At 49.2% G+C, this 20881-nt stretch carries 20 protein-coding genes and 1 riboswitch; of the genes, 18 read left to right on the top strand and 2 right to left on the bottom strand.

Translation table 11 applies throughout. From position 1 onward, the window contains the following. Window positions 1-65 precede the first annotated feature (65 nt). A complete protein-coding gene (locus KOG47_RS08240; RefSeq protein ID WP_074037301.1) occupies window positions 66-896 on the top strand; it encodes a hypothetical protein in 831 nt (276 codons plus the stop codon). Next, window positions 893-1831, top strand: a complete 939-nt coding sequence (locus KOG47_RS08235; RefSeq protein WP_074037299.1) for an FUSC family protein — start codon at window positions 893-895, stop codon at window positions 1829-1831. Before KOG47_RS08240 ends, KOG47_RS08235 begins: the two co-directional genes overlap by 4 nt. A gap of 46 nt (window positions 1832-1877) precedes the next feature. On the opposite strand, the gene KOG47_RS08230 is transcribed toward KOG47_RS08235, so the two are convergent. Then, window positions 1878-3569, bottom strand: coding sequence for an Rqc2 family fibronectin-binding protein (locus tag KOG47_RS08230; protein WP_215244057.1), 1692 nt, complete (start codon window positions 3567-3569; stop codon window positions 1878-1880). A 131-nt stretch (window positions 3570-3700) separates the two neighbouring features. Between KOG47_RS08230 and gmk the strand changes: the two genes are divergently transcribed. The 13 genes from gmk (at window position 3701) to KOG47_RS08165 (ending at window position 17587) form a co-directional block, all read left to right on the top strand. Next, window positions 3701-4348, top strand: coding sequence for a guanylate kinase (gene gmk / locus KOG47_RS08225; RefSeq protein ID WP_031421596.1), 648 nt, complete (start codon window positions 3701-3703; stop codon window positions 4346-4348). After that, window positions 4348-4557, top strand: a complete 210-nt coding sequence (rpoZ, locus tag KOG47_RS08220) for a DNA-directed RNA polymerase subunit omega (RefSeq protein ID WP_015881337.1) — start codon at window positions 4348-4350, stop codon at window positions 4555-4557. Before gmk ends, rpoZ begins: the two co-directional genes overlap by 1 nt. Window positions 4558-4615: 58 nt before the next feature. Beyond that, window positions 4616-5806, top strand: a complete 1191-nt coding sequence (gene coaBC, locus KOG47_RS08215; RefSeq protein WP_215244056.1) for a bifunctional phosphopantothenoylcysteine decarboxylase/phosphopantothenate--cysteine ligase CoaBC — start codon at window positions 4616-4618, stop codon at window positions 5804-5806. Further along, on the top strand, window positions 5803-8127 hold the full coding sequence (gene priA, locus KOG47_RS08210; protein ID WP_215244055.1) for a primosomal protein N': 2325 nt from the start codon (window positions 5803-5805) through the stop codon (window positions 8125-8127). Before coaBC ends, priA begins: the two co-directional genes overlap by 4 nt. Window positions 8128-8138: 11 nt before the next feature. After that, a complete protein-coding gene (fmt, locus tag KOG47_RS08205; RefSeq protein WP_215244054.1) occupies window positions 8139-9539 on the top strand; it encodes a methionyl-tRNA formyltransferase in 1401 nt (466 codons plus the stop codon). Further along, window positions 9526-10857, top strand: a complete 1332-nt coding sequence (gene rsmB / locus KOG47_RS08200; RefSeq protein ID WP_215244053.1) for a 16S rRNA (cytosine(967)-C(5))-methyltransferase RsmB — start codon at window positions 9526-9528, stop codon at window positions 10855-10857. Before fmt ends, rsmB begins: the two co-directional genes overlap by 14 nt. A gap of 3 nt (window positions 10858-10860) precedes the next feature. Beyond that, window positions 10861-11946: a dual-specificity RNA methyltransferase RlmN gene (gene rlmN, locus KOG47_RS08195; RefSeq protein ID WP_015881342.1), complete on the top strand. Its 1086-nt coding sequence runs from the start codon at window positions 10861-10863 to the stop codon at window positions 11944-11946. An 8-nt stretch (window positions 11947-11954) separates the two neighbouring features. After that, the gene (locus KOG47_RS08190) at window positions 11955-12689 is read left to right on the top strand and encodes a Stp1/IreP family PP2C-type Ser/Thr phosphatase (protein WP_074037291.1); all 735 of its coding nucleotides are present in this window, start codon (window positions 11955-11957) and stop codon (window positions 12687-12689) included. A 5-nt stretch (window positions 12690-12694) separates the two neighbouring features. After that, complete coding sequence (pknB, locus tag KOG47_RS08185; protein WP_074037289.1) at window positions 12695-14644, top strand: Stk1 family PASTA domain-containing Ser/Thr kinase; 1950 nt, start codon at window positions 12695-12697, stop codon at window positions 14642-14644. Window positions 14645-14686: 42 nt separating this feature from the next. Continuing rightward, on the top strand, window positions 14687-15574 hold the full coding sequence (rsgA, locus tag KOG47_RS08180; RefSeq protein WP_047795432.1) for a ribosome small subunit-dependent GTPase A: 888 nt from the start codon (window positions 14687-14689) through the stop codon (window positions 15572-15574). Window positions 15575-15577: 3 nt separating this feature from the next. Continuing rightward, complete coding sequence (gene rpe, locus KOG47_RS08175) at window positions 15578-16234, top strand: ribulose-phosphate 3-epimerase (protein WP_015881346.1); 657 nt, start codon at window positions 15578-15580, stop codon at window positions 16232-16234. Between the two features lie 20 nt (window positions 16235-16254). Further along, a riboswitch (TPP riboswitch) is annotated at window positions 16255-16355 on the top strand. Window positions 16356-16427: 72 nt separating this feature from the next. Next, a complete protein-coding gene (thiT, locus tag KOG47_RS08170) occupies window positions 16428-17003 on the top strand; it encodes an energy-coupled thiamine transporter ThiT (RefSeq protein ID WP_031421608.1) in 576 nt (191 codons plus the stop codon). Continuing rightward, window positions 17000-17587 carry a thiamine diphosphokinase gene (locus KOG47_RS08165; protein WP_215244052.1) on the top strand — a complete coding sequence of 196 codons (588 nt, stop codon included), beginning with the start codon at window positions 17000-17002 and terminating at the stop codon, window positions 17585-17587. Before thiT ends, KOG47_RS08165 begins: the two co-directional genes overlap by 4 nt. A 57-nt stretch (window positions 17588-17644) precedes the next feature. Here KOG47_RS08165 and rpmB read toward each other — a convergent pair whose 3' ends face one another. Next, window positions 17645-17833: a 50S ribosomal protein L28 gene (gene rpmB, locus KOG47_RS08160; protein WP_015881349.1), complete on the bottom strand. Its 189-nt coding sequence runs from the start codon at window positions 17831-17833 to the stop codon at window positions 17645-17647. A gap of 252 nt (window positions 17834-18085) precedes the next feature. On the opposite strand from rpmB, the gene KOG47_RS08155 reads away from it, so the two are divergent. The 3 genes from KOG47_RS08155 (at window position 18086) to sdaAB (ending at window position 20876) form a co-directional block, all read left to right on the top strand. Beyond that, window positions 18086-18448, top strand: a complete 363-nt coding sequence (locus KOG47_RS08155) for an Asp23/Gls24 family envelope stress response protein (RefSeq protein WP_015881350.1) — start codon at window positions 18086-18088, stop codon at window positions 18446-18448. Window positions 18449-18470: 22 nt separating this feature from the next. Next, a complete protein-coding gene (locus KOG47_RS08150) occupies window positions 18471-20150 on the top strand; it encodes a DAK2 domain-containing protein (protein ID WP_214691065.1) in 1680 nt (559 codons plus the stop codon). Between the two features lie 63 nt (window positions 20151-20213). Then, window positions 20214-20876 (top strand): L-serine ammonia-lyase, iron-sulfur-dependent subunit beta, encoded by a 663-nt coding sequence (gene sdaAB / locus KOG47_RS08145; protein ID WP_078146679.1) that lies wholly within the window; start codon window positions 20214-20216, stop codon window positions 20874-20876. Window positions 20877-20881 lie beyond the last annotated feature (5 nt).

The following is a 20881-nucleotide window of genomic DNA, read 5'->3' as shown; positions in this document are numbered from 1 at the left end:
TTTCGATTCGGCATATGTCATACTTCATGGTAAAATAACGGAAGTGATTCGAAAAGGAGAGGCATATGGCGTATTCAAGAAGCAAAGAGAAGACATGGAACGCACGATTTCGTGCAATTCCAAAACATCGTAAAGTCGCCTTCGGTCTCGTCTTGATAATCATCCCAGCGCTCTTTTTAGTGAATTTATTTGTGTTCAGCCATTTATTAGCGCTAGGAGACCAGTATGAAGACCGATATCAAATGAAGAAATTGCGACTCGAAACAGACCATGGGAATGTGGAATTCGTTCGTAGTCCAAATGAAAAGGTACAGATTGAAGTGATGCAGACTAATTCGAAAGAACGCCGCATCAAAGTCAAGTCAGTCGGGGATACCATCTACGTCGTCGAGCGATATGGATGGTTCAGCTATTTCGGAAGTCGAGCGAGCGATGAACCGTCGCGCTATAAAATTAAAGTCGCTTTGCCGAGCTCGATGACATCGGTTCATCTGGGAGCGGAGCAGGTGACAGGACAAGGATTAAATGCGAAGACGATTGTTATGGATGTGAATGCCGTCAATTTGAAACAGATTGATAGTGATCGTCTACGGATTGAATCGAAAAGCGATACGACTATCGAATCGGCACGACTTGTGAACGGTGACATTCGCTCTTATCGTCATGCGACCGTCAGCGATGTTGTCGTCAATCAAGCGATGACCATCCAAACGGAAGCTGGGACGCTTAGTTACGCGCCGAAACATGCGACAGGACAAGTGAACGTGACGACGACCGGAAAAGTCTCGAGTAGCGACCGTTACGAAGAAGTCGAACCGGGTGTGTATCAATTGTCGACATCGAATCGACCGGTGGTGGAACTGATTTCTGAGACAGGAAAGGTCGAACTCAAATGAATGGACAACGATACATCCCGAAAATCGGGTTACGTACGTTAAAAACTGGAATTGCCGTCGCCATCACCGTCGCCATCTCGTGGTATATCTTCGGGATTTATTCAGGGATGGGAGCCATCGCAGCAGTTGTGGCGATGCAACCGACCGTCAAGCGATCGTCTAAAATCGTATTCAGTCGCATATTCGGAACGGTCGTCGGTCTTATGTGCGGGCTCTTCATCGTCTATTTGTTCGGTGTCAATCCGCTCTCGATTGGATTAGCCGTCATCGTTTCGCTCACGCTTAACACGACGTTCGATAAAACCCACATGTCGACGTATGCGGCATTTGCCATCGTCATGATGCTCGAAAGTCCTACATCGGACTTCTTCCATTATGCGTGGACCCGTTCTCTATTAACGGCGGTTGGTGTATTCGTTTCACTCGGTGTCAATTACGCGTTCATGCCTCCTCGTTATGAGGACCGGTTATTGAACGAGGTACGTAAGACTTCTTCTTACTTGTTCCATCACTGGCGAGAGCTCGTCGGTTCCCCGGCAGAGCTGCTAGAAACGCGAGCCCGCATCCTTGGCCATCAGGAGCTTCATATGATGCTCCAAGAGGACATGAAAGTGACGAACGTCAAATTGAAATATATGACGATCAAACAATACCGTTTGTTGATTCACCTTGAAGACAAGCTGGTCTTGTTGCTAGAGAGCCTCGCCGAGCATCGAGAAGCTTTCCTGTTGATGAGCGAGGAAGAGCGTCAGGCATTTGAGTCAGAATTTTTATATTTACTAGCGCATCATCACGACATTCTCTATACATGTGACAAGCCCTATTCGCTCTTCAAACTTCCACATGAAGATTTATCCGTTTCAGAAATTTTACACGGGCATTTGCTCGACTATCATGAACAGCTCGAGGCGTTTAAGCATGATCCGAAAATCTGAACTCTATACGTAGAAGACCCGCCATGATCATGACGGGTCTTCATGTTTACGATTGTTTCAATGACTTCATCAATTGCTCATCCGGAGTCACGTAGACGGTCTGTTGATCTGTATAGATGACAAATCCCGGTTTCGCACCGCTCGGTTTTTTCACGAAACGGGCGCGTGTGTAATCGACAGGCACGCCACTTGATGCGCGTGCTTTCGAGAAGTAGGCGGCGACTGATGCGGCTTCTAGTAATGTCGTCTCGTCTGGTTCCGTCGAGCGGATAATCACGTGAGACCCAGGAATATCTTTGACATGAAGCCATATCTCATCACGTCGTGCGAACTTGAACGTCAGATGGTCGTTTTGCGTATTGTTCTTCCCGACAAAGAATTCTGTTCCGGTCGAGGACGTGTACGCTTCAAGCGAAATTTTCGGATTTGCTTTTTTCTTTTGACGTTTTTGACGGATGTAGCCTTCTTCTGCAAGCTCCTCGCGAATCTCAAGAAGATCGGACGGGGAAGCGACGTCGAGTTGGGCGATGAGCGTCTCTAAATATTCGATTTCTGCATCGTTCAACTCCATCTGTTTCTTCACTTCGACTTTGGCTACTTTTAGTTTGTTGTATTTCTTATAGTATTGCTGCGCATTCTCATTCGGTGTTTTGAGTGGGTCGAGCGGAATGGAGAGGATTGCACCGTTCTCGTCATAATAATCGACGACTTCGGCGACACGCATCCCTTTCTCGAGTTGGAATAGATACGTCGTCAACAGCTCGCCGTATTTTTGTAACTCATCCGCCCGCTCCGTCGCCTTCATGTCGTCTAAGAGACGACGCTGTTTTAATTGATTCTTTTCGAGTTCTGATTTAAGGAGACGTTCGACATCGTGCGCTTGTTGTCTCACACGGTCACGGTTCGCTTTTTCATAGTAGAAACGGTCGAGCACTTCTTTACTCGATTCATACGTTTCCTCGGTTTCGATGTCCCCGGCTGTCAATGCAATCGGAGCGAATCGTTCTTTACCATTCGCAAGTTGTTGGAAAACGTAGGGACCATCGAGTTGACGAAGGACGTTCTCAAATGCTTGCTGTAAGGAATCTCGATTCGGCGTTTTTGCGAGATGAACCACTTCCTGTGCGATTTGCGGACTGACACCGGCGAACGTGGAGACTATCTGTTTATCGAGCTTGCCGGCGTTCCAATCGATTCGTTTCAATCCTTCTGTCATCTCGGTCAATGGATCGAACTTATGTTGTTCCGGAGGAAGGAGATAGTCACTACCCGGCATGATGGTCCGATACGTGTTTTGAGAAGGAGGTAGATGCTTGATTGCATCTAATATTTTGCCTTCTTCCGTCGTCAAGACGACGTTCGAGTGGCGCCCCATCAATTCGATGTATACTTTCTTCGATTCTTCATCGCCGAGCTCGTTACGAGAGCGGACCGATATGACGATGACACGGTCCCTTCCGATTTGTTCGACCGCCGTGATGAATCCACCTTCCACATGTTTGCGGAGCATCATGCAAAACATCGGCGGTTCTTGTGGGTTTTTAATCGGTGTATCCGTCAACTGAAGACGGGCATACATCGCGTTTGCTGATATCAAGAGTTGCGCGTTCTGACGATTCGAGCGAATTTGAAGCATCAAATCGAGCGAATACGGTTGATGTACCTTGTTGATTCGCCCTCCGACGAGCGATTGTAATTCTTGTACGACACGATATGTCATTAATCCATCATAAGCCAATGATCTCATCACCTTTGTTCATTTTCTGTCTCTACGTTATCAGAAAAACAGAAAATATGGTACGATGGAGTAGGAAATCCGAACTTCTTCTTGCCGGGACAATTGATTGACTGCTATTATAATTAAATGTGATGTTAGAAGATGGAGGGCTTGCAGTGAATTTTAAAGAACGAGGATTATTAATCGTTTTGTCTGGACCGAGCGGTGTCGGAAAAGGGACCGTTTGCCGTGCTCTTCGCGAGGAAGAGGACAACAACCTTCAATATTCGGTGTCGGCGACGACCCGAAAACCACGTGAAGGGGAAGTTGAAGGAGTGCATTACTTCTTCAAATCGAGAGAAGAGTTCGAACGGATGATCGAACAAAAAGAACTGCTTGAACATGCCGAATTTGTCGGTAACTATTACGGGACGCCTGTAGAGTGGGTGCGTGAAACGCTCGAAAGCGGCCAAGATGTCATTCTTGAAATTGAGGTGCAAGGGGCGTTCCAAGTGAAGGAACTTCTCCCAGAAGCCGTCTTTTTATTCTTGGCACCACCAAGTCTTCAAGAACTTCGCAATCGTCTCATCGGACGAGGCACGGAGTCAGAAGAAGTCATTAAGCAACGCCTGCTCGTCGCGCGTGAAGAAATCGAGTTGATGGACGCCTACGATTATGTCGTCACGAACGACGAGGTCGACAAAGCCATCGATCGAATTAAAGCGATCGTGACAGCCGAGCATTGTAAACGTGAACGTGTTGCGTCACTCTATAAAAAAGCCATGATGGAGGTCATTTAATGTTATACCCTTCGATTGATGCCTTACAACGTACTATCCCGTCAAAATACACGATCGTTACGGTCGCTGCAAAACGGGCGCGTCAGATTCAAGATGGAAAAGCACCGAAAGTCGCCGAGCCAAAATCATATAAGCCGGTCGGTCAAGCGTTAGAAGAACTATTTTCGGGTGATACGACAATCATCGTGAACGAAAAAAACAACGGATGAAGTGTGACCCAAGTCGTTTGCGACTTGGGTCTCATTGTCTATAAGGGGGAGTTTGGGAATGGTGAAGGATCGTACTATTTTATTATGTGTGAGTGGTGGCATCGCCGCCTACAAGGCGTGTGCGCTCACATCGAAATTGGTTCAAGCCGGAGCGAATGTTCGCGTCGCGATGACGAAATCGGCGGAACAATTCGTAGGTCAGACGACCTTCCAGGCGCTCAGTCGCAACCCGGTCTATACGGACGTTTTCGAAGAGCATGACCCGACAAAGATTGCTCATATCGATGTCGTCGACTCGAGCGATTTGATTGTCGTGGCTCCGGCGACGGCAAATACGATCGCAAAATTGGCGAACGGGATTGCGGATGACTTCATTACGACGTCCGTTTTGGCTGCGAAATGCCCGGTCATCATCTCACCGGCGATGAATGTGAACATGCTCGAACATCCTGCCACTCAGCGGAACATCGAGACGTTAAAATCATACGGCTATCAGTTGATTGAACCCGGTGTCGGCAACTTGGCTTGCGGATGGATTGGCGGGGGACGTCTGCCCGAACCGGAAGACTTAGTTCGCATCATCGAAAGCCAATTCGTTCCGAAACTATATCTTGGAAAAGATGTCTTGATCACGGCTGGCCCGACTATCGAACGCATCGACCCCGTCCGTTACTTATCCAATGATTCGTCAGGGAAAATGGGCGTCGCACTCGCTGAGGTGGCTCGTGACATGGGTGCCCATGTCACGCTCGTCCACGGGCCGCTCCAAGTTCCTGTCCCGGAAGGCGTGACAGCGGTTCCCGTCAAGTCAAGTGAGGAGATGCTGCGCGAAGTGACAAGCCGTTTTGAGGATTCAGACCTCGTCGTGAAATCAGCGGCAGTTGCGGATTATCGTCCAAAAACGATTCATTCGGAAAAACATAAAAAAGTCCACGGTCCACTTACGATTGAACTTGAAGAAACGACAGACATTTTAAAATCACTCGGTGAGAAGAAGACCCATCAAGTGTTGGTCGGATTTGCTGCTGAGACGGAACGACTCGAGGAGCACGCGGCAGCTAAGCTGAAGCGAAAAAACGTCGATTACCTTGTGGCGAACGATGTGTCTGGCAGTGACGTCGGATTCGGGGCGGACGACAATGAAGTCGTCTTGTTCCAAGCTGACGGGACGTCACTTAGACTTCCGAAACAATCGAAGAAAGCGTTGGCGTTCGAGTTGCTCACACATTTTAAGGAAGCGGTCCAATGATTGCACATGTACATGTCGATGCACCGGTGATCACGATTGACCGTCCGTTTGATTATGAAGTACCTGAACAATTTGAAGCTTTGATTGAACCGGGCATGCGCGTCTCCGTCCCATTCGGCTCACGACGTCTCCTCGGAATCGTTGTTGGTACGTCAGATGGGATGAGGGAAGGATTGAAACCGTTAGAAGCGCTGTTAGATGAAGAGTCTTCACTCACTGACGAACTGCTCGCTTTATCCATCCATGTGAAAGAGACGACACTTTGCTTTCGTTCATCCGCCTTGCTTGCGATGCTTCCGGCCGCGCTCAAGGTCAGTTATGACAAAGAAATCAAAGAAGGACAAGTCCCTGATGGGGTCCGTCTCGGAACGCATTTATCAGAGTATCCGAAAGAAGTTCAGTCAGTCATTCTAGGACTCGCTAAAAAAGGGGAGCTGACCTTAGCACCCGTCTTAAAAGAAAAGAAGACCGTTAAGACCGACGTCGTCGTCGAACTCCTCGATGCGACAGTCGTCTCGAAACGTGCGAAAAAACAACTAGAAGCGGTCCGCCAACTTGAGGAGACCCCACGCATGTATTGGTCGGCACTTCGCCAAATTGGGCTGACTCGCCCACAACTGCAGAAACTTGCGGAACTCGGAGCGGTTCGATTGACCGAGGTCGAGTTGAATCGTGACCCGTACGCGACAATCGAGCAAGTCGAGGAATCGGTTCAATTGAACGACAGTCAAGCCAACGCGGTTCGGGCCATTCATGAGGCTGACGCGGGTGAGACGTTACTCGTCCACGGTGTGACGGGAAGCGGGAAGACCGAAGTCTATTTAGAGTCAATCGGACAAGTCATCGATGAAGGGAAACAAGCCATCTTACTCGTTCCCGAAATCAGTTTGACTCCGATGATGGTCAAACGCTTCAAACGTCGTTTCGGCAATCGGGTCGCCGTGCTGCATAGCGCTCTGTCTAAAGGTGAGAAGTACGACGAGTGGCGTAAGATTAAACGAAATGAAGTCGACGTCGTCGTTGGTGCCCGTTCTGCAATCTTTGCCCCGCTCGACCGACTCGGTCTCATCATCTTAGATGAAGAGCACGAGACGACGTACAAGCAAGAGGAAAATCCTCGTTATCATGCGCGCGATGTTGCCATCTGGCGGTCACGCTATCATGGGTGTCCCGTCGTGTTGGGCAGTGCGACACCCTCCCTCGAGTCCTACGCCCGAGCGCAAAAGGGTGTGTATCGCTACTTACACTTGAAAGAACGGTACGGTGGAGAGATGCCACCGGTCCACATTATCGATATGCGCCGTGAATTGGCGAAAGGCAATACGACGATGTTCTCGGAAGAATTGTTCCAAGGGATTCTCGACCGGATCGAGAAAAAAGAGCAGTGCGTCATTTTATTGAACCGTCGTGGATTCACGACGTTCGTCATGTGCCGGGACTGCGGGGAAGGCATGACATGTCCGCATTGTGCCGTCAATTTGACATATCATCAATATGGAGATCGGTTGAAGTGTCACTACTGCGGTTACGAGGTCGGTATGCCTTCGACGTGTCCATCCTGCAATAGTAAGAAAATCAAACAGTTCGGGTCGGGCACACAAAAAATCGAGACGGAACTGTTGAACCGGATTCCAGAAGCGCGCATCATCCGAATGGACCAGGATACGACGTCTCGAAAAGGTTCACATGAGCAGTTGTTGCGTCGTTTCGAAGAAGGGGAGGCCGACATCTTACTTGGCACGCAGATGATTGCCAAGGGGCTCGACTTCCCAAACGTCACCCTCGTCGGGGTACTCGCGGCGGATGCGACACTCGGGATGCCTGACTTTCGGGCGACCGAACGCACCTTCCAACTTGTCACGCAAGTGGCAGGAAGAGCCGGGCGCGGAAAACTTCCGGGTGAGGCGTTCGTCCAAACGTATAACCCGGACCATTATGTGATCGAGACTGCGAGTGAACATGATTATGAGACATTTTTCGCCAAAGAGATGGGACTCAGACAAGTCGGAAATCATCCTCCTTACTGGTTTTTAACGCTCGTCACGTTTTCGGCGGAAAATCCCCTTGTCGCCAAGGCCGAGGCAGAATTGTTCGCATCAGACTTTTTACAAGCGCACGTGGAGAATAGTCGCTTGAATGGACCGATGCCGGCACCGTTATCGAAATTGAAGAACGCCTATCGTTATCAAGTATTCATTAAAACAAAACAACCCGAAGCACTCTATGTGGAGCTGGCACGATTACAGCAAGCGAGAGCCAAAGCAATCAGCAAGAAAGAATATCAAATGAGTATCGATGTGAACCCATACGTATTCATGTGAGGTGGAGAGACATGTATAAAGTAGTAGAAGTACCTAATGACATTTTGCGCGTAACGTGCGAACCGGTGACAAAGTTTGATAAAAAATTGCGTCAGACTGTCGACCGATTGTTTGATACGATGTATGAGTATGACGGAGTTGGTGTCGCGGCACCGCAAGTCAATTTGAACCAGCGGCTCGCGGTCGTCCATACCGATGATGAGACGGGACCGCTCGTCTTGATCAACCCGGAAATCATTGAAACATCCGGTCGAGAAGTTGGACTAGAGGGATGTTTGAGCATCCCAGGCGAATTCGGATTCGTGGAACGACACGAGTCGATCGTCGTCAAGAATCAAGATTTGAAAGGGCGGACACATACGATTCAAGCGAGCGGCTTTTTCGCTCGTGCGATTCAACATGAGATGGATCATTTGGATGGCGTCTTGTTCACAGACAAGCTCGCCGTCCCGAACCCTGGAAAAGACAAACGCATCGTCTTCATGGGGACGCCGACGTTCGCCGTATCGGTACTTGAGCGACTGCTTGAAGAAGGATACAATATCGTAGGTGTCGTATCGCAACCGGATAAACCGGTCGGGCGAAAACGTGAACTTAAGCCGACTCCAGTAAAAGAGTGTGCGCTTCGTCACGGTATTCCCGTGTTGCAGCCTGAAAAAGTGCGCACAGACTATGCAGAAATTTTAGAGCTGAAGCCTGATTTGATTGTGACGGCGGCGTACGGACAAATCGTGCCGACCGCCTTACTAGAAGCCCCGCCTCACGGAGCCATCAACGTACATGCCTCCCTCCTTCCGAAATATCGCGGAGGTGCCCCGATCCATCAAGCCATTCTTGATGGGGAGTCGGAGACAGGTGTGACGATCATGTACATGGTCGACAAGTTAGATGCAGGTGACATGATTGCCAATACCATCGTACCTATCGAAGAGACGGATACAGTCGGGTCTTTATTTGATAAACTGGCTGTAGCAGGAAGCGATCTTCTCATCCGTACGCTTCCGGCCTTCTTGGAAGGGTGGATTGAGGCGGTGCCTCAAGACGAGCGAGACGTGACGTTTGCTCCGAACATCAGCCGTGAGCGTGAACAGATTGATTGGACGAAGCATGGCGAGTCCATCTACAACCATATTCGAGGAATGAATCCATTCCCGACGGCCTATTCAACGCTTGAAGGCGAACGAGTGAAATTGTTCATGGGAGAAAAAACGACAGGAACGGGACAGTCGGGAGAAGTCATTCGTCTGGAAGAAGACGGATTTGTCGTGGCGACAGGGAACGACGTCGCAATCAAAGTGACCGATTTGCAACCCGCAGGTAAGAAACGGATGGATGGTGCAACCTTCATGCGTGGCGCCGGACAAAAGCTACGGATTGGCGACCGATTAGGAGGAACTCATGAACGTACGTGAAGCAGCGCTTGATACGCTGATGAAAATTGAACAGGGCGGCGCGTATTCGACGATTGCCGTCAATGATACATTGAAACAAAAAAAAGTTGCCCCAAAAGATGTCGGTCTCTATACCGAACTCGTATATGGGACGCTCAGTCGCAAAGGGACGCTCGATTATATTTTGAAAGACCGGATCCGTTCGCCGAAGAAGCTAGACAAGTTTGTCCTCCCGCTTCTTCGGATGAGCGTTTATCAACTCTTCTATCTTGATAAAGTACCCGACCGGGCCGTCCTACACGAGGCGGTCGAAATCGCGAAAAAACGAGGTCATCACCTCGGAACGAGCAAATTCGTAAACGGGGTGTTACGAAATGTGCTTCGGGAAGGGTTTCCGGACTTTAGTGGCTTGACCGATGCAGAACGAATCGCCATAGAGCACAGTCATCCGGAATGGCTCGTATCAGATTGGATTGAGTTATATGGTGTGGAAACTGCAGAAGCGATTTGCCGATTAAACAATGAACCTGCTCCTGTTACGATTCGGGTCAACCGAAAGCGTATTTCAGTGGATGAGATGATGAACCGGTTGGCTGACGCTGGCGTCATGACGTCACGTTCTGAACTATCTGCTGATGGACTTGTCGTAGAGTCTGGCAATGTCCATGCGACCCCGTTTATCGAGGAAGGTCTTCTATCGATTCAAGATGAGAGCTCCATGATTGTCGCGGATGCACTCAACGTGTCGAAAGACGATGTCATCCTAGACGCATGTGCCGCGCCAGGCGGCAAGGCGATGCATACGGCAGAGCGAATGCAAGGTGGATCGCTCACCGCGCTTGACCTTCATCCACATAAAGCAAAATTGATTGATCAACAAGCCAAACGTCTACACATCAATGGAGTGACCGCACTTGCCCTTGATGCTCGTTTAGCAGGTGAACGGTTTGAAGAAGAAAGCTTTGACCGGATTCTTTTAGATGTCCCTTGTTCGGGCCTTGGCGTCATTCGTCGAAAGCCGGATATTAAATGGACGAAGGACAAAGCTCAACTCGAAAACTTACCAAAGATACAAAGACAAATCATTGATGCCGTATTGCCACTGCTCAAACCAGGTGGTACGCTAGTTTACTCGACATGTACAATCGACCCGTCTGAAAATGAGACGCAGGCTGACTATATTCTGTCGAAAGGGTTGATGTGGGACGAAACGCTCAAAGGTCGTCTCCCACAATCTGTTCGTCCGATGATGGAATCGGACCGTGCTGAACTAAATTTATTACCGACGACATTCGGGACCGACGGCTTCTATATCGCCGCATTTAAGAAAGAGGTATAAAACATGAATCCAAAAGCAGTAGAAAAGAATCCACTCGTAGGCGCAAAACCGTCACTCTATTCGTTGACGTTTCCAGAACTTGAGGCATGGGTGATCGAGGCAGGAGAAAAGGCATTCCGTGCGAAACAATTATATGATTGGATGTACGTCAAACGGGTCACGACTTTTGATGATATGACCAACGTTCCGAAAGCGCTTCGCGACAAATTAGAGGCATCGTTCCAATTGACGACGTTAAAAGAATTGGTCAAGCAGGAATCCCAAGACGGCACAATCAAGTTCTTGTTTGAACTTCAGGACGGGTACTCAATTGAAACGGTACTCATGCGTCACGAATACGGAAACTCGATTTGTGTCACGACACAAGTCGGTTGCCGGATCGGATGTACGTTCTGTGCCTCGACACTCGGCGGCTTGAAACGAAACTTAGAAGCCGGGGAAATCACAGCTCAAGTGCTCGACGTACAACGTGCATTAGACGCGACAGGAGAGCGCGTCGACTCTATCGTCGTCATGGGAATCGGCGAACCGTTCGATAACTACGATGAGTTAATGCGTTTCTTACGTACTGTCAATCATGACAATGGACTCAACATCGGAGCACGACACATCACGGTATCGACGAGTGGGATTGTTCCGAAGATTTACAAGTTTGCCGATGAAGGTATGCGAATCAACTTCGCCATTTCACTTCACGCACCGACGACGGAATTGCGTACCAAGCTCATGCCGATCAACCGTGCCTTTGACTTGGACAAGTTGATGGATGCGGTCCGTTATTACACAGAGAAGAGCGGACGTCGCATCACGTTTGAATATGGACTCTTTGGTGGTGTCAACGATACGGAAGAATATGCCCATCTCTTGGCAGACCTGTTAAAAGGAATCAAATGTCACGTCAACTTGATTCCCGTCAACCATGTACTCGAACGTGACTATGTACGGACACCGCGAGCTCAAATCTTTGCCTTCGAAAAAGTGCTCAAAGACCGCAATGTGAACGTGACAATCCGTCGCGAGCAAGGGTCGGACATCGATGCCGCTTGTGGACAGCTTCGAGCGAAGGAGCGCGAACAAGAAACGAGGTAATCAGAAAGATGGAATTAGCATTTCGAACAGATCGTGGACAAGTACGCACACAAAATGAAGATGCAGTTTTAATCTTAGGTGATGCCATAACCGGGATTGCCCTGGTTGCAGACGGAATGGGTGGGCATGCAGCGGGAGAGGTTGCGAGTCAAATCGTGATTGAAGAGTTTAGACGGGCGTTCCCGTCTCTCCCGACAACCCCTGTCGAAATCGAACGATGGTTCCGCCACCACATCGATTTGGCGAACGATCAAGTGTTGCAATTTGCGAAGCAGTCCAATCTTGTCATGATGGGAACGACTGTGGCAGCTGTTTGTTGGAATGAAGAGACGGTGGTCATCGTCCATATCGGAGATAGTCGCGTCTATGCGCTCCAGGCGAATGAGTTAAGACGTCTTACGGAGGACCATTCTTACGTCAATGTGCTCAAACAACTCGGTGAATTGACGGAAGAAGAGATGCGGGTTCATCCGAAACGAAATGTCATCACCCGGGCAATCGGTTCAAGCGAACAAGTCGAACCTGACGTGCAAGTGCTCGCTGACCCTGAGTTTGATGTGATTTTAATTTGTACGGATGGATTGACGACACACATGACCGATGTGGCGATTCAACACGTATTACAACAAACGGCATCCGCCGAACAAAAAGCGGAGCAACTCATTGCAGAAGCCAATCAATTGGGAGGGAGCGACAATATCACGGTCGCCCTCGTTCAATTCACAGATAGAAAGAGAGGATGAATCCGATGCGAAGCGGAGAACGAATCAACGATCGTTATCGGATCGAACAACAAATCGGCAGCGGAGGCATGGCAAATGTCTACCGGGCTCATGACGAGATCTTAAACCGAACCGTCGCCATCAAGGTGTTGCGATCTGAATTCTCACATAACGAACAATTTATACGTCGGTTCGAGCGAGAAGCCCATGCGGCTACGAGTCTGAACCATCCAAACATCGTGGCGATCTATGACGTCGGCGATGAAGAAGATTTGTACTATATCGTCATGGAACACGTCGATGGGGTGACGTTAAAACAATACTTGCAAGAGGAATACATATCTGTCGATGAAGCGCTACGCATCATGGGACAGATTTGTGATGCGATTGACCATGCCCATGCGAATCGAATCATTCACCGTGATATCAAGCCGCAGAACATGATGATTGATCAGCACGGTAACGTGAAGGTGACTGATTTTGGGATTGCCGTGGCGATGTCGAATGCGACGTTGACGCATACGATGTCTGTGCTGGGCTCGGTCCATTATTTCTCACCTGAGCAAGCACGCGGTAAATTTGCTGATGAAAAGTCAGATATTTATTCGCTCGGTGCCGTACTGTACGAATTGTTGACAGGTCGTGTCCCGTTCATTGGCGAGACACCGGTCGCCGTTGCGCTTCAACATTTGCAAGATGACCCGATTCGACCGATGGACTTGAATCCGAATATTCCACAGGCACTCGAAAACTGCGTCATGCAAGCATTGTCGAAGTCACCAGGTGCCCGTCATGTTTCGGTCGCAGCCTTTAAGAAAGACTGCATGACGGCATTAAGCCGTGAACGCGCCAATGAGCCGAGACGTGTTCCGGCCAGTCAGGATGAGTTCGATCAAACGCTCGTCATGGCTCCGGTCATGCCTGAAGAAAAACCAGAGACACCGGTTCAGACCCCGGTCACAGCGTCTAGCGAGCAAGAACCTGAAGCGGTGACTCCGGTCAAAAAGAAGAAACGCAAATGGTGGATTTGGATTTTACTCGTGTTGCTCCTGATTGGGGGGAGCATTGCGGCATACGTGGTCGCCGATGAAATGTCACGAGCCGTCGTTCCGGATGTCGTTGGAATGAGTATCGGAGATGCCACGTCTGAACTTGAGAATGCCGATTTCGTCGTCGAAGTGACGGAGCGGGCGAGCGATGACGTCGAAGAAGGCGAGGTCATTTCGCAAAACCCACAAGAAGGGCGTAAACCAAAACGAGGCACGACGGTGACCATCGTCGTTTCGGCCGGGAAAGAAACCGTCGAAATGCCAAATGTGGAAGGATTGTCCCAAACAGCAGCTGAACGCATGTTAAAAGATTTGGCGTTCAGTGACCTTGAAATCAAAACAGAAGCTTCGGAAACAGTCGCTAGCGGAGATGTGATTTCGCAATCGCTCGACCCAGGCGAGGAGGTCGTTCCTTCAGAAGTGACGGTGACGCTCGTCGTGTCGACAGGAAGCAACAAAGTCGAACTGTCGAATCTCGCGGGATATACGTTTGACGAGGCATCGACTTATGCCGATCAAAACAAGTTAAAAATCGTGAGACGGGATGAGTTTTCGACAAGTGTTCCTAAAGGTCAAATCATCCGTCAACTTCCAACGGCGGGTACGGCAGTCGATCCGGGAACGGAACTTACGGTCATCGTATCGGAAGGGGTTGAACCGACGGACGTCTCCATCGAACGTGAAGTGAGCGTCGAAGTCGAGCAACCGGAAAAAGACAAGAAACCGAAAGCCGTGGAGGTCGTGATTCGTACGGTCGATGCGCGTGGTGAAATTGAAGTGTTACGGGATAAAATCACAGAGACGACAACATACTCGTATACGCTCGTCATTGCTCCGGACGAAGTCGGGACCGCAACGATTGAAGTCGATGGTGAGATCGTCCGAACGGATTCAGTCACATATGCACAGGCCAAAGAGGCACAATAAAGAGGTGACGGTGTCGTCACCTCTTTTTTAAGGGAGGTAGTCATATTGAAAGGAACGATTATTCGTTTACAAGGCGGGTTTTATGATGTGATGACCGAGTCGAATCAAGAGATTCGGTGTCGGGCGAGAGGGAATTTTCGGAAACGAAACATCTCACCTGTCGTCGGCGATGACGTTGTCATTCAAGATCAAGAAGATGGGACAGGCTATATTTTAGAGGTGGAGGAACGTCAAAACCATCTCGTCCGCCCACCAATCGCCAACATCGATCAGGCATTTCTACTTTTTTCTGTGAAAGAACCGGCGTTTTCTTATCATTTGCTTGACCGATTCCTCGTATTGATCGAATCCAAACAGATTCATCCAATCATCGTGTTAACGAAGATGGACCTACTCAGTGAAGAAGAGACCGGACCGATTCAAGAAGCGGTCGCCCGCTATCGTGCCATCGGATATGACGTGATTGAAACGTCGACGGAGCTTTCGGATGGGGTCGATCAAGTACGGGGACTCTTCAAAGAGAAGACGAGCGTGTTTGCCGGTCAAACAGGTGTCGGGAAGAGTTCGCTTTTAAACGCAGTCGCGCCTGAACTCGAATTGGCCACAGGGAAAATTTCCAAATCACTCGGTCGTGGGAAACATACGACGCGTCACGTCACGCTCATTCAATTGGCCGACGGGCTTGTGGCGGATACGCCAGGATTTTCTAGTCTCGAGTTTCCTCAAGAACTCGAGGCGGATGAACTAAGATGGTGCTTCCCAGAATTTGTGGAACGTCACGACGATTGCAAGTTCCGGGGATGCGTCCATATCAATGAACCGGGCTGTGCCATTAAACAAGCCGTAGAAGATGGCAAAATTGCTTCAACTCGTTATGAGAATTATGTTACCTTTATGGAGGAATTAAACGATCGTAAACGGAGGTATTGACAGATGATTAAAATCGCACCATCAATTTTAGCAGCCGACTTTGCCAATTTGGAGGCTGAAGTGAAAGCCGTTCAAGATGCGGGGGCGGATTATATCCATTTTGACGTGATGGATGGGCAGTTCGTGCCGAACATCTCGATTGGGCTACCAGTCCTCGCAAGCTTGCGCAAAAAATCAGACATGGTTCTCGATGTGCATTTGATGATTGATCAACCGGAACGCTATGTCGAAGATTTCGTCAAGGCGGGGGCAGACATTGTGACTGTTCACGTGGAAGCAACGAACCATTTACATCGAGTCTTGCAGCAAATCAAAGCGGCAGGGGCGAAATGTGGGGTCGTCTTGAACCCGCACACACCGCTCTCTACGATTGAACATATCCTTCAAGATGTCGATATGGTATTGCTCATGACCGTCAATCCAGGGTTTGGTGGACAAGCGTTCATTGAATCCGTCGTACCGAAAATCTCGGCGCTCAGTCAGCTTCGCAAAGACCGTCAGCTCGATTTTGAAATTGAGATTGATGGTGGTGTCAACGAAGAGACGGCGAAACGTTGCATTGATGCAGGGGCAGATGTCCTAGTTGCCGGTTCGGCCATTTACAATCAACCGGATTATAAAGCAGCCATCGATAGCATTCGTGGCGCATCTCGTGTATAATCGACGGTAGAACAACAAGATAGAGTCGCAAGGGGTGTCACATGATGTGGCTGAGAGGCATACGCTAACCCTTTGAACCTGTTCCGTTCACACGGACGTAGGGATGTGGCGAAAATGCACGTTGCGAATCCAAGCAGCATGGCGTTTACGTCATGCTGCTTTTTGTCGTTCACACAATAAAGGAGGAAGAAAGATGAAATCACGTTTTAAATTACAAGCACTCATCGAAATTTCATTGTTCGCAGCGCTTGGGCTAGTTTTTGATTTACTCATCCCATATCGTTTGCCACAAGGGGGATCAATCAGTCTGGCGATGCTCCCGATCTTTGTGATGGCGTTTCGTCACGGATTGAAAGGGGGACTTGCGACTGGTGCGCTCGTCGGGACGCTTCAACTCTTGTTCGGAGCCTATATCTTTACGCCAGTTCAGTTCTTGCTCGATTATACGGTCGCGTACGGACTTGTCGGCGTGGCCGGCGTCTTTGCCGGACGTGTGAAACAGGCCGCTGGTCAAGGCGCGACGAAGACGCTCGCTACCTATTTGGTGCTCGGCGCATTGATCGGGTCGGCGTTGCGTTATGCGGCTCACGTCATCTCAGGGATTGTCTTTTTCGCTGAGTATGCGGAGGGTCCGGTCGTGGCTTATTCACTTGGCTATAACGCAACTTATATGGTTCCGTCGTTTGTCATCTCAGCCATCGTATTAGTCTTACTCTTCACGACAGCTCCGCGATTCACGCGTGTCGCGACACGGGACATTCGTCAATGAACATCTTGATCGTCGCGGCGAGTCCGGAACCTATTCCGGACTTACCACGTGATGTCGATTTTGTCATCGGAGTCGATGGCGGATATCAGAGATTATTAGATGAAGGGATTGATGTCGACGTCGTGGTCGGGGACTTTGATTCGTTTGTCGGAACACCTCCTGAGGAAGCGCTACGTTATCCATCTGAAAAGGATGTGACCGACCTCGAGATTGCGCTTCAGTTGGCAATCGATCAAGGGGCGACCCAGATGCACGTGTACGGGGCACTCGGTGGTCGAGTTGATATGACGTTCGCGAACGTCGGTCTACTCGAATCGTATCCGGGGATGGTTCTTCATGGGACGGGTCAAACGATTTTTCTCGCTCGGCCAGGAAGTTATGAGATTAAAAAACTAGATGAACATTACTTGTCTTTCATGCCTTGGAAAACCGCTACGATTTCAATTGATGGGGTCAAATATCCACTCGAGCGTCATCCGGTCCATAGCGCGCAAGCGTTGACCATTTCAAATGAATGGAGCGAAGAGCTTGCCTTGTTGACGGTTCATGAAGGAATGGCCCTCGTTATGCTCGTCAAAAAATAAGCAAAAAAAAATCCCATCGGCGAATGCCGCTGGGATTTATTCGTTCGTGTATAAGTATTATACGCGTTCAACGAGACCTGATTTAAGTGCGCGAGCTGAAACCCAAACGCGTTTCGGTTTACCGTCAACGAGAATACGAACTTTTTGTACGTTTACACCCCAAGTACGTTTTGTCTTGTTGAGTGCGTGCGAACGGTTGTTACCTGATTTAGGTGATTTACCTGTTACGTAGCATTTACGTGCCATGCGTTTCCCCTCCTTTTTTATGTGGGTTCGTCCTAATAGACACTCGTTTATATTAGCACGGCTTTTTTCCCGATGCAACTAGAAAATCATACCATGACAAGAAAAAAACTTGACATTACTCTCAAGGATTTGAATAATGAATGAGGTTATCGCGTTAATTGACCGAGATTCTGGAGCAGGTTCTTTTAATAACTAGGTACTTATTGTAGAATGTACATTAGGAATCATTCCGAATAAAGGAGGCTACTCCATATGGCAATTGAAATGAAGACAACATATGGCAATATTGACATCACAAGTGACGTCATCGCGACACTCGCAGGTGGTGCGGCGATGGAATGCTTCGGTGTGGTCGGCATGGCTTCACAGGCACAATTGAAAGACGGCATTGCTGAATTGTTAAAACGTGAAAATTACGCGCGTGGTGTCGTCGTACGTCAAGAGGATGAGGACGTACATATCGACATGCACATCATTGTAAGCTACGGGACGAAAGTATCTGAAGTCGCATACAACGTGCAAAGCCGAGTGAAATATACGCTCGGAGAAACTTTAGGATTAAACGTTTCGTCGGTAAATATATTCGTTCAAGGCGTTCGTCTGACGAATGACTGACGAAAACGGAGGAGGATTTGGTGTGGGTTTAAATCGTTTAGATGGCGTGGCGCTCTCAAACATGATCGCAAACGGAGCGGCCAACTTGAGCCAAAACGCAGATTATGTAGATTCGCTTAACGTCTTCCCGGTTCCAGACGGAGACACGGGAACGAACATGAACTTGACGATGACGTCAGGTGCGAAAGAAGTAGCAGCCATGAACTCATCTGATATCGCAGAGGTATCATCAAAGTTCGCTCGTGGACTCCTGATGGGAGCACGTGGAAACTCAGGCGTTATTTTAAGCCAATTGTTCCGCGGCTTCGGGAAAGCCGTTGAAGGTAAGACGGAACTCACGACAGTTGATTTTGCAGAAGCGCTCAAACGCGGTGTCGACACGGCATACAAGGCGGTTATGAAACCGGTTGAAGGAACGATTTTAACGGTTGCTCGTGAAGCGGCTGATGAAGCGCTCCTTGCGTCTGAGTCGACAAGTGATTTCACAGAGTTCATGAAACGTGTCATCGTCGAAGCAAAAGCTTCGTTAGACCGTACACCGGACTTGTTACCGGTGTTAAAAGAAGTCGGGGTCGTCGACTCAGGTGGTCAAGGACTTCTCGTCATTTACGAAGGATTCCTTGCGAGTCTTGAAGGAAAAGAACTCGAAAAACCACATACTCCGGTGATGGATGCATTGATTGAAGCAGAACACCATGCGCATGCGGCGCAAGGATTCATGTCGACAGAGGACATCGAATTCGGTTACTGTACGGAGATCATGGTTCGTTTCCAAGAGGACAAGCTGAAAGATACACCGTTCAACGAAGATGCATTCCGCAACGAGTTGTCTGAACTCGGGGACTCTCTTCTTGTCGTCGCGGACGAGGAGCTCTTGAAAGTCCACGTTCACGTCGAGACGCCAGGTGAGGTCATCACGAAAGGTCAGCGCTTCGGTGAACTCGTCGCAGTCAAAATTGAGAACATGCGTCAACAACACTCGACGATTCTTGAAGAAGAACACGGCGCCAACCAACACGGTGTTCAACAAGCGGAGAAGCCGAAAGCACCATTTGCCATCGTAACGGTCGCAATGGGTGAAGGCGTCAGCGAACTGTTCCGTTCACTCGGGGCGGCCCACGTCATCGAAGGTGGTCAGACGATGAACCCGTCGACGGAAGATATCGTCAAGGCGATTGAATCGGCACATGCGGAACACGTCTTCATCTTCCCGAACAACTCCAACATCATCATGGCGGCTGAACAAGCGGCGTCTGTCGCACCGTGCGGCGTGTCGGTCATTCCGACGAAGACCGTCCCACAAGGTCTTGCGGCAGCCATCGCATTCAATCCTGAAGCGGATGTCGAGATGAATGAACAAGCGATGAAAGCGGCAGCGGCGACAGTGAAGTCCGGTCAAGTGACGTACGCTGTTCGTGATACGAGCATCGATGGCGTTGAAATCAAAAAAGATGAGCACATGGCGATTGCTGAGAAGAAAATCGTTTCTTCATCTCCATCGAGTTTAGAAGCGGCTAAACGATTAGTCGATGCGCTCATCGACGCAGACGACGAAATCGTCACGATCTTAACAGGAGAAGGCTCTTCTGCATCGGACGTAGAAGCGTTGACGTCATATATCGAATCGGTGAACGACGAGATTGAAATTGAAGTTCACGACGGTAAACAACCGCTTTACTCTTATATTTTTAGTGTGGAATAAGCTGTTTCGAATCCCTACCTTCTGTATAATGAAGGTAGGGATTTTTGAAAGGGGGAAAAATTGATGAAATATCGTAGTGTGTTTGACATTATTGGCCCGGTCATGGTCGGACCGTCGAGTTCGCATACAGCAGGTGCTGCCCGCATCGGCTTGATGGCTGGTAAGTTGTTCGGGAGAACGCCGCGTACCGCGCACATCACATTTTATGGGTCGTTTGCTGACACGTATCGGGGACACGGTACGGATGTGGCCATCGTCGGTGGAATCATGGGATTCGATACATTCGATCTGAGAATCCCACAAGCGTTAGACATCGCCCGTGAAAAAGGGATCGAGGTCATTTTTGAGACGAGTGATCTGTTGACGGATCACCCGAATACGGCCCGGGTCTTACTCGAAGATGAATTGGGCACATTTGAGATTGTCGGGATTTCAATCGGCGGGGGAACGATTGAAATTACCGAACTGAACGGATTCCCGTTGAAACTGACAGGTGGGGGGCCTGCACTCGTCGTCTTGCACCATGATCGATTCGGGGCCATCGCGGCTGTGACCGGTGTGTTGGCGAATCACCAATTAAACATTGGTCATATGGAAGTGAGCCGCCATGAAAAAGGGATGCAGGCGTTGATGGCGATTGAGATTGATGAGACCATTCCTGCGGAAGTGTTAGCAGAGCTGGAACGGTTACCGCAAATCGAACGGATAGCTATTTTTGGGGAATGAGGAGA

The organism is Exiguobacterium sp. s121 (assembly GCF_018617245.1).
GTDB lineage: Bacteria > Bacillota > Bacilli > Exiguobacteriales > Exiguobacteriaceae > Exiguobacterium > Exiguobacterium profundum.
The sequence above is the reverse complement of the archived record's forward strand: the minus strand, read 5'-3'. Positions and strand labels throughout refer to the sequence as shown.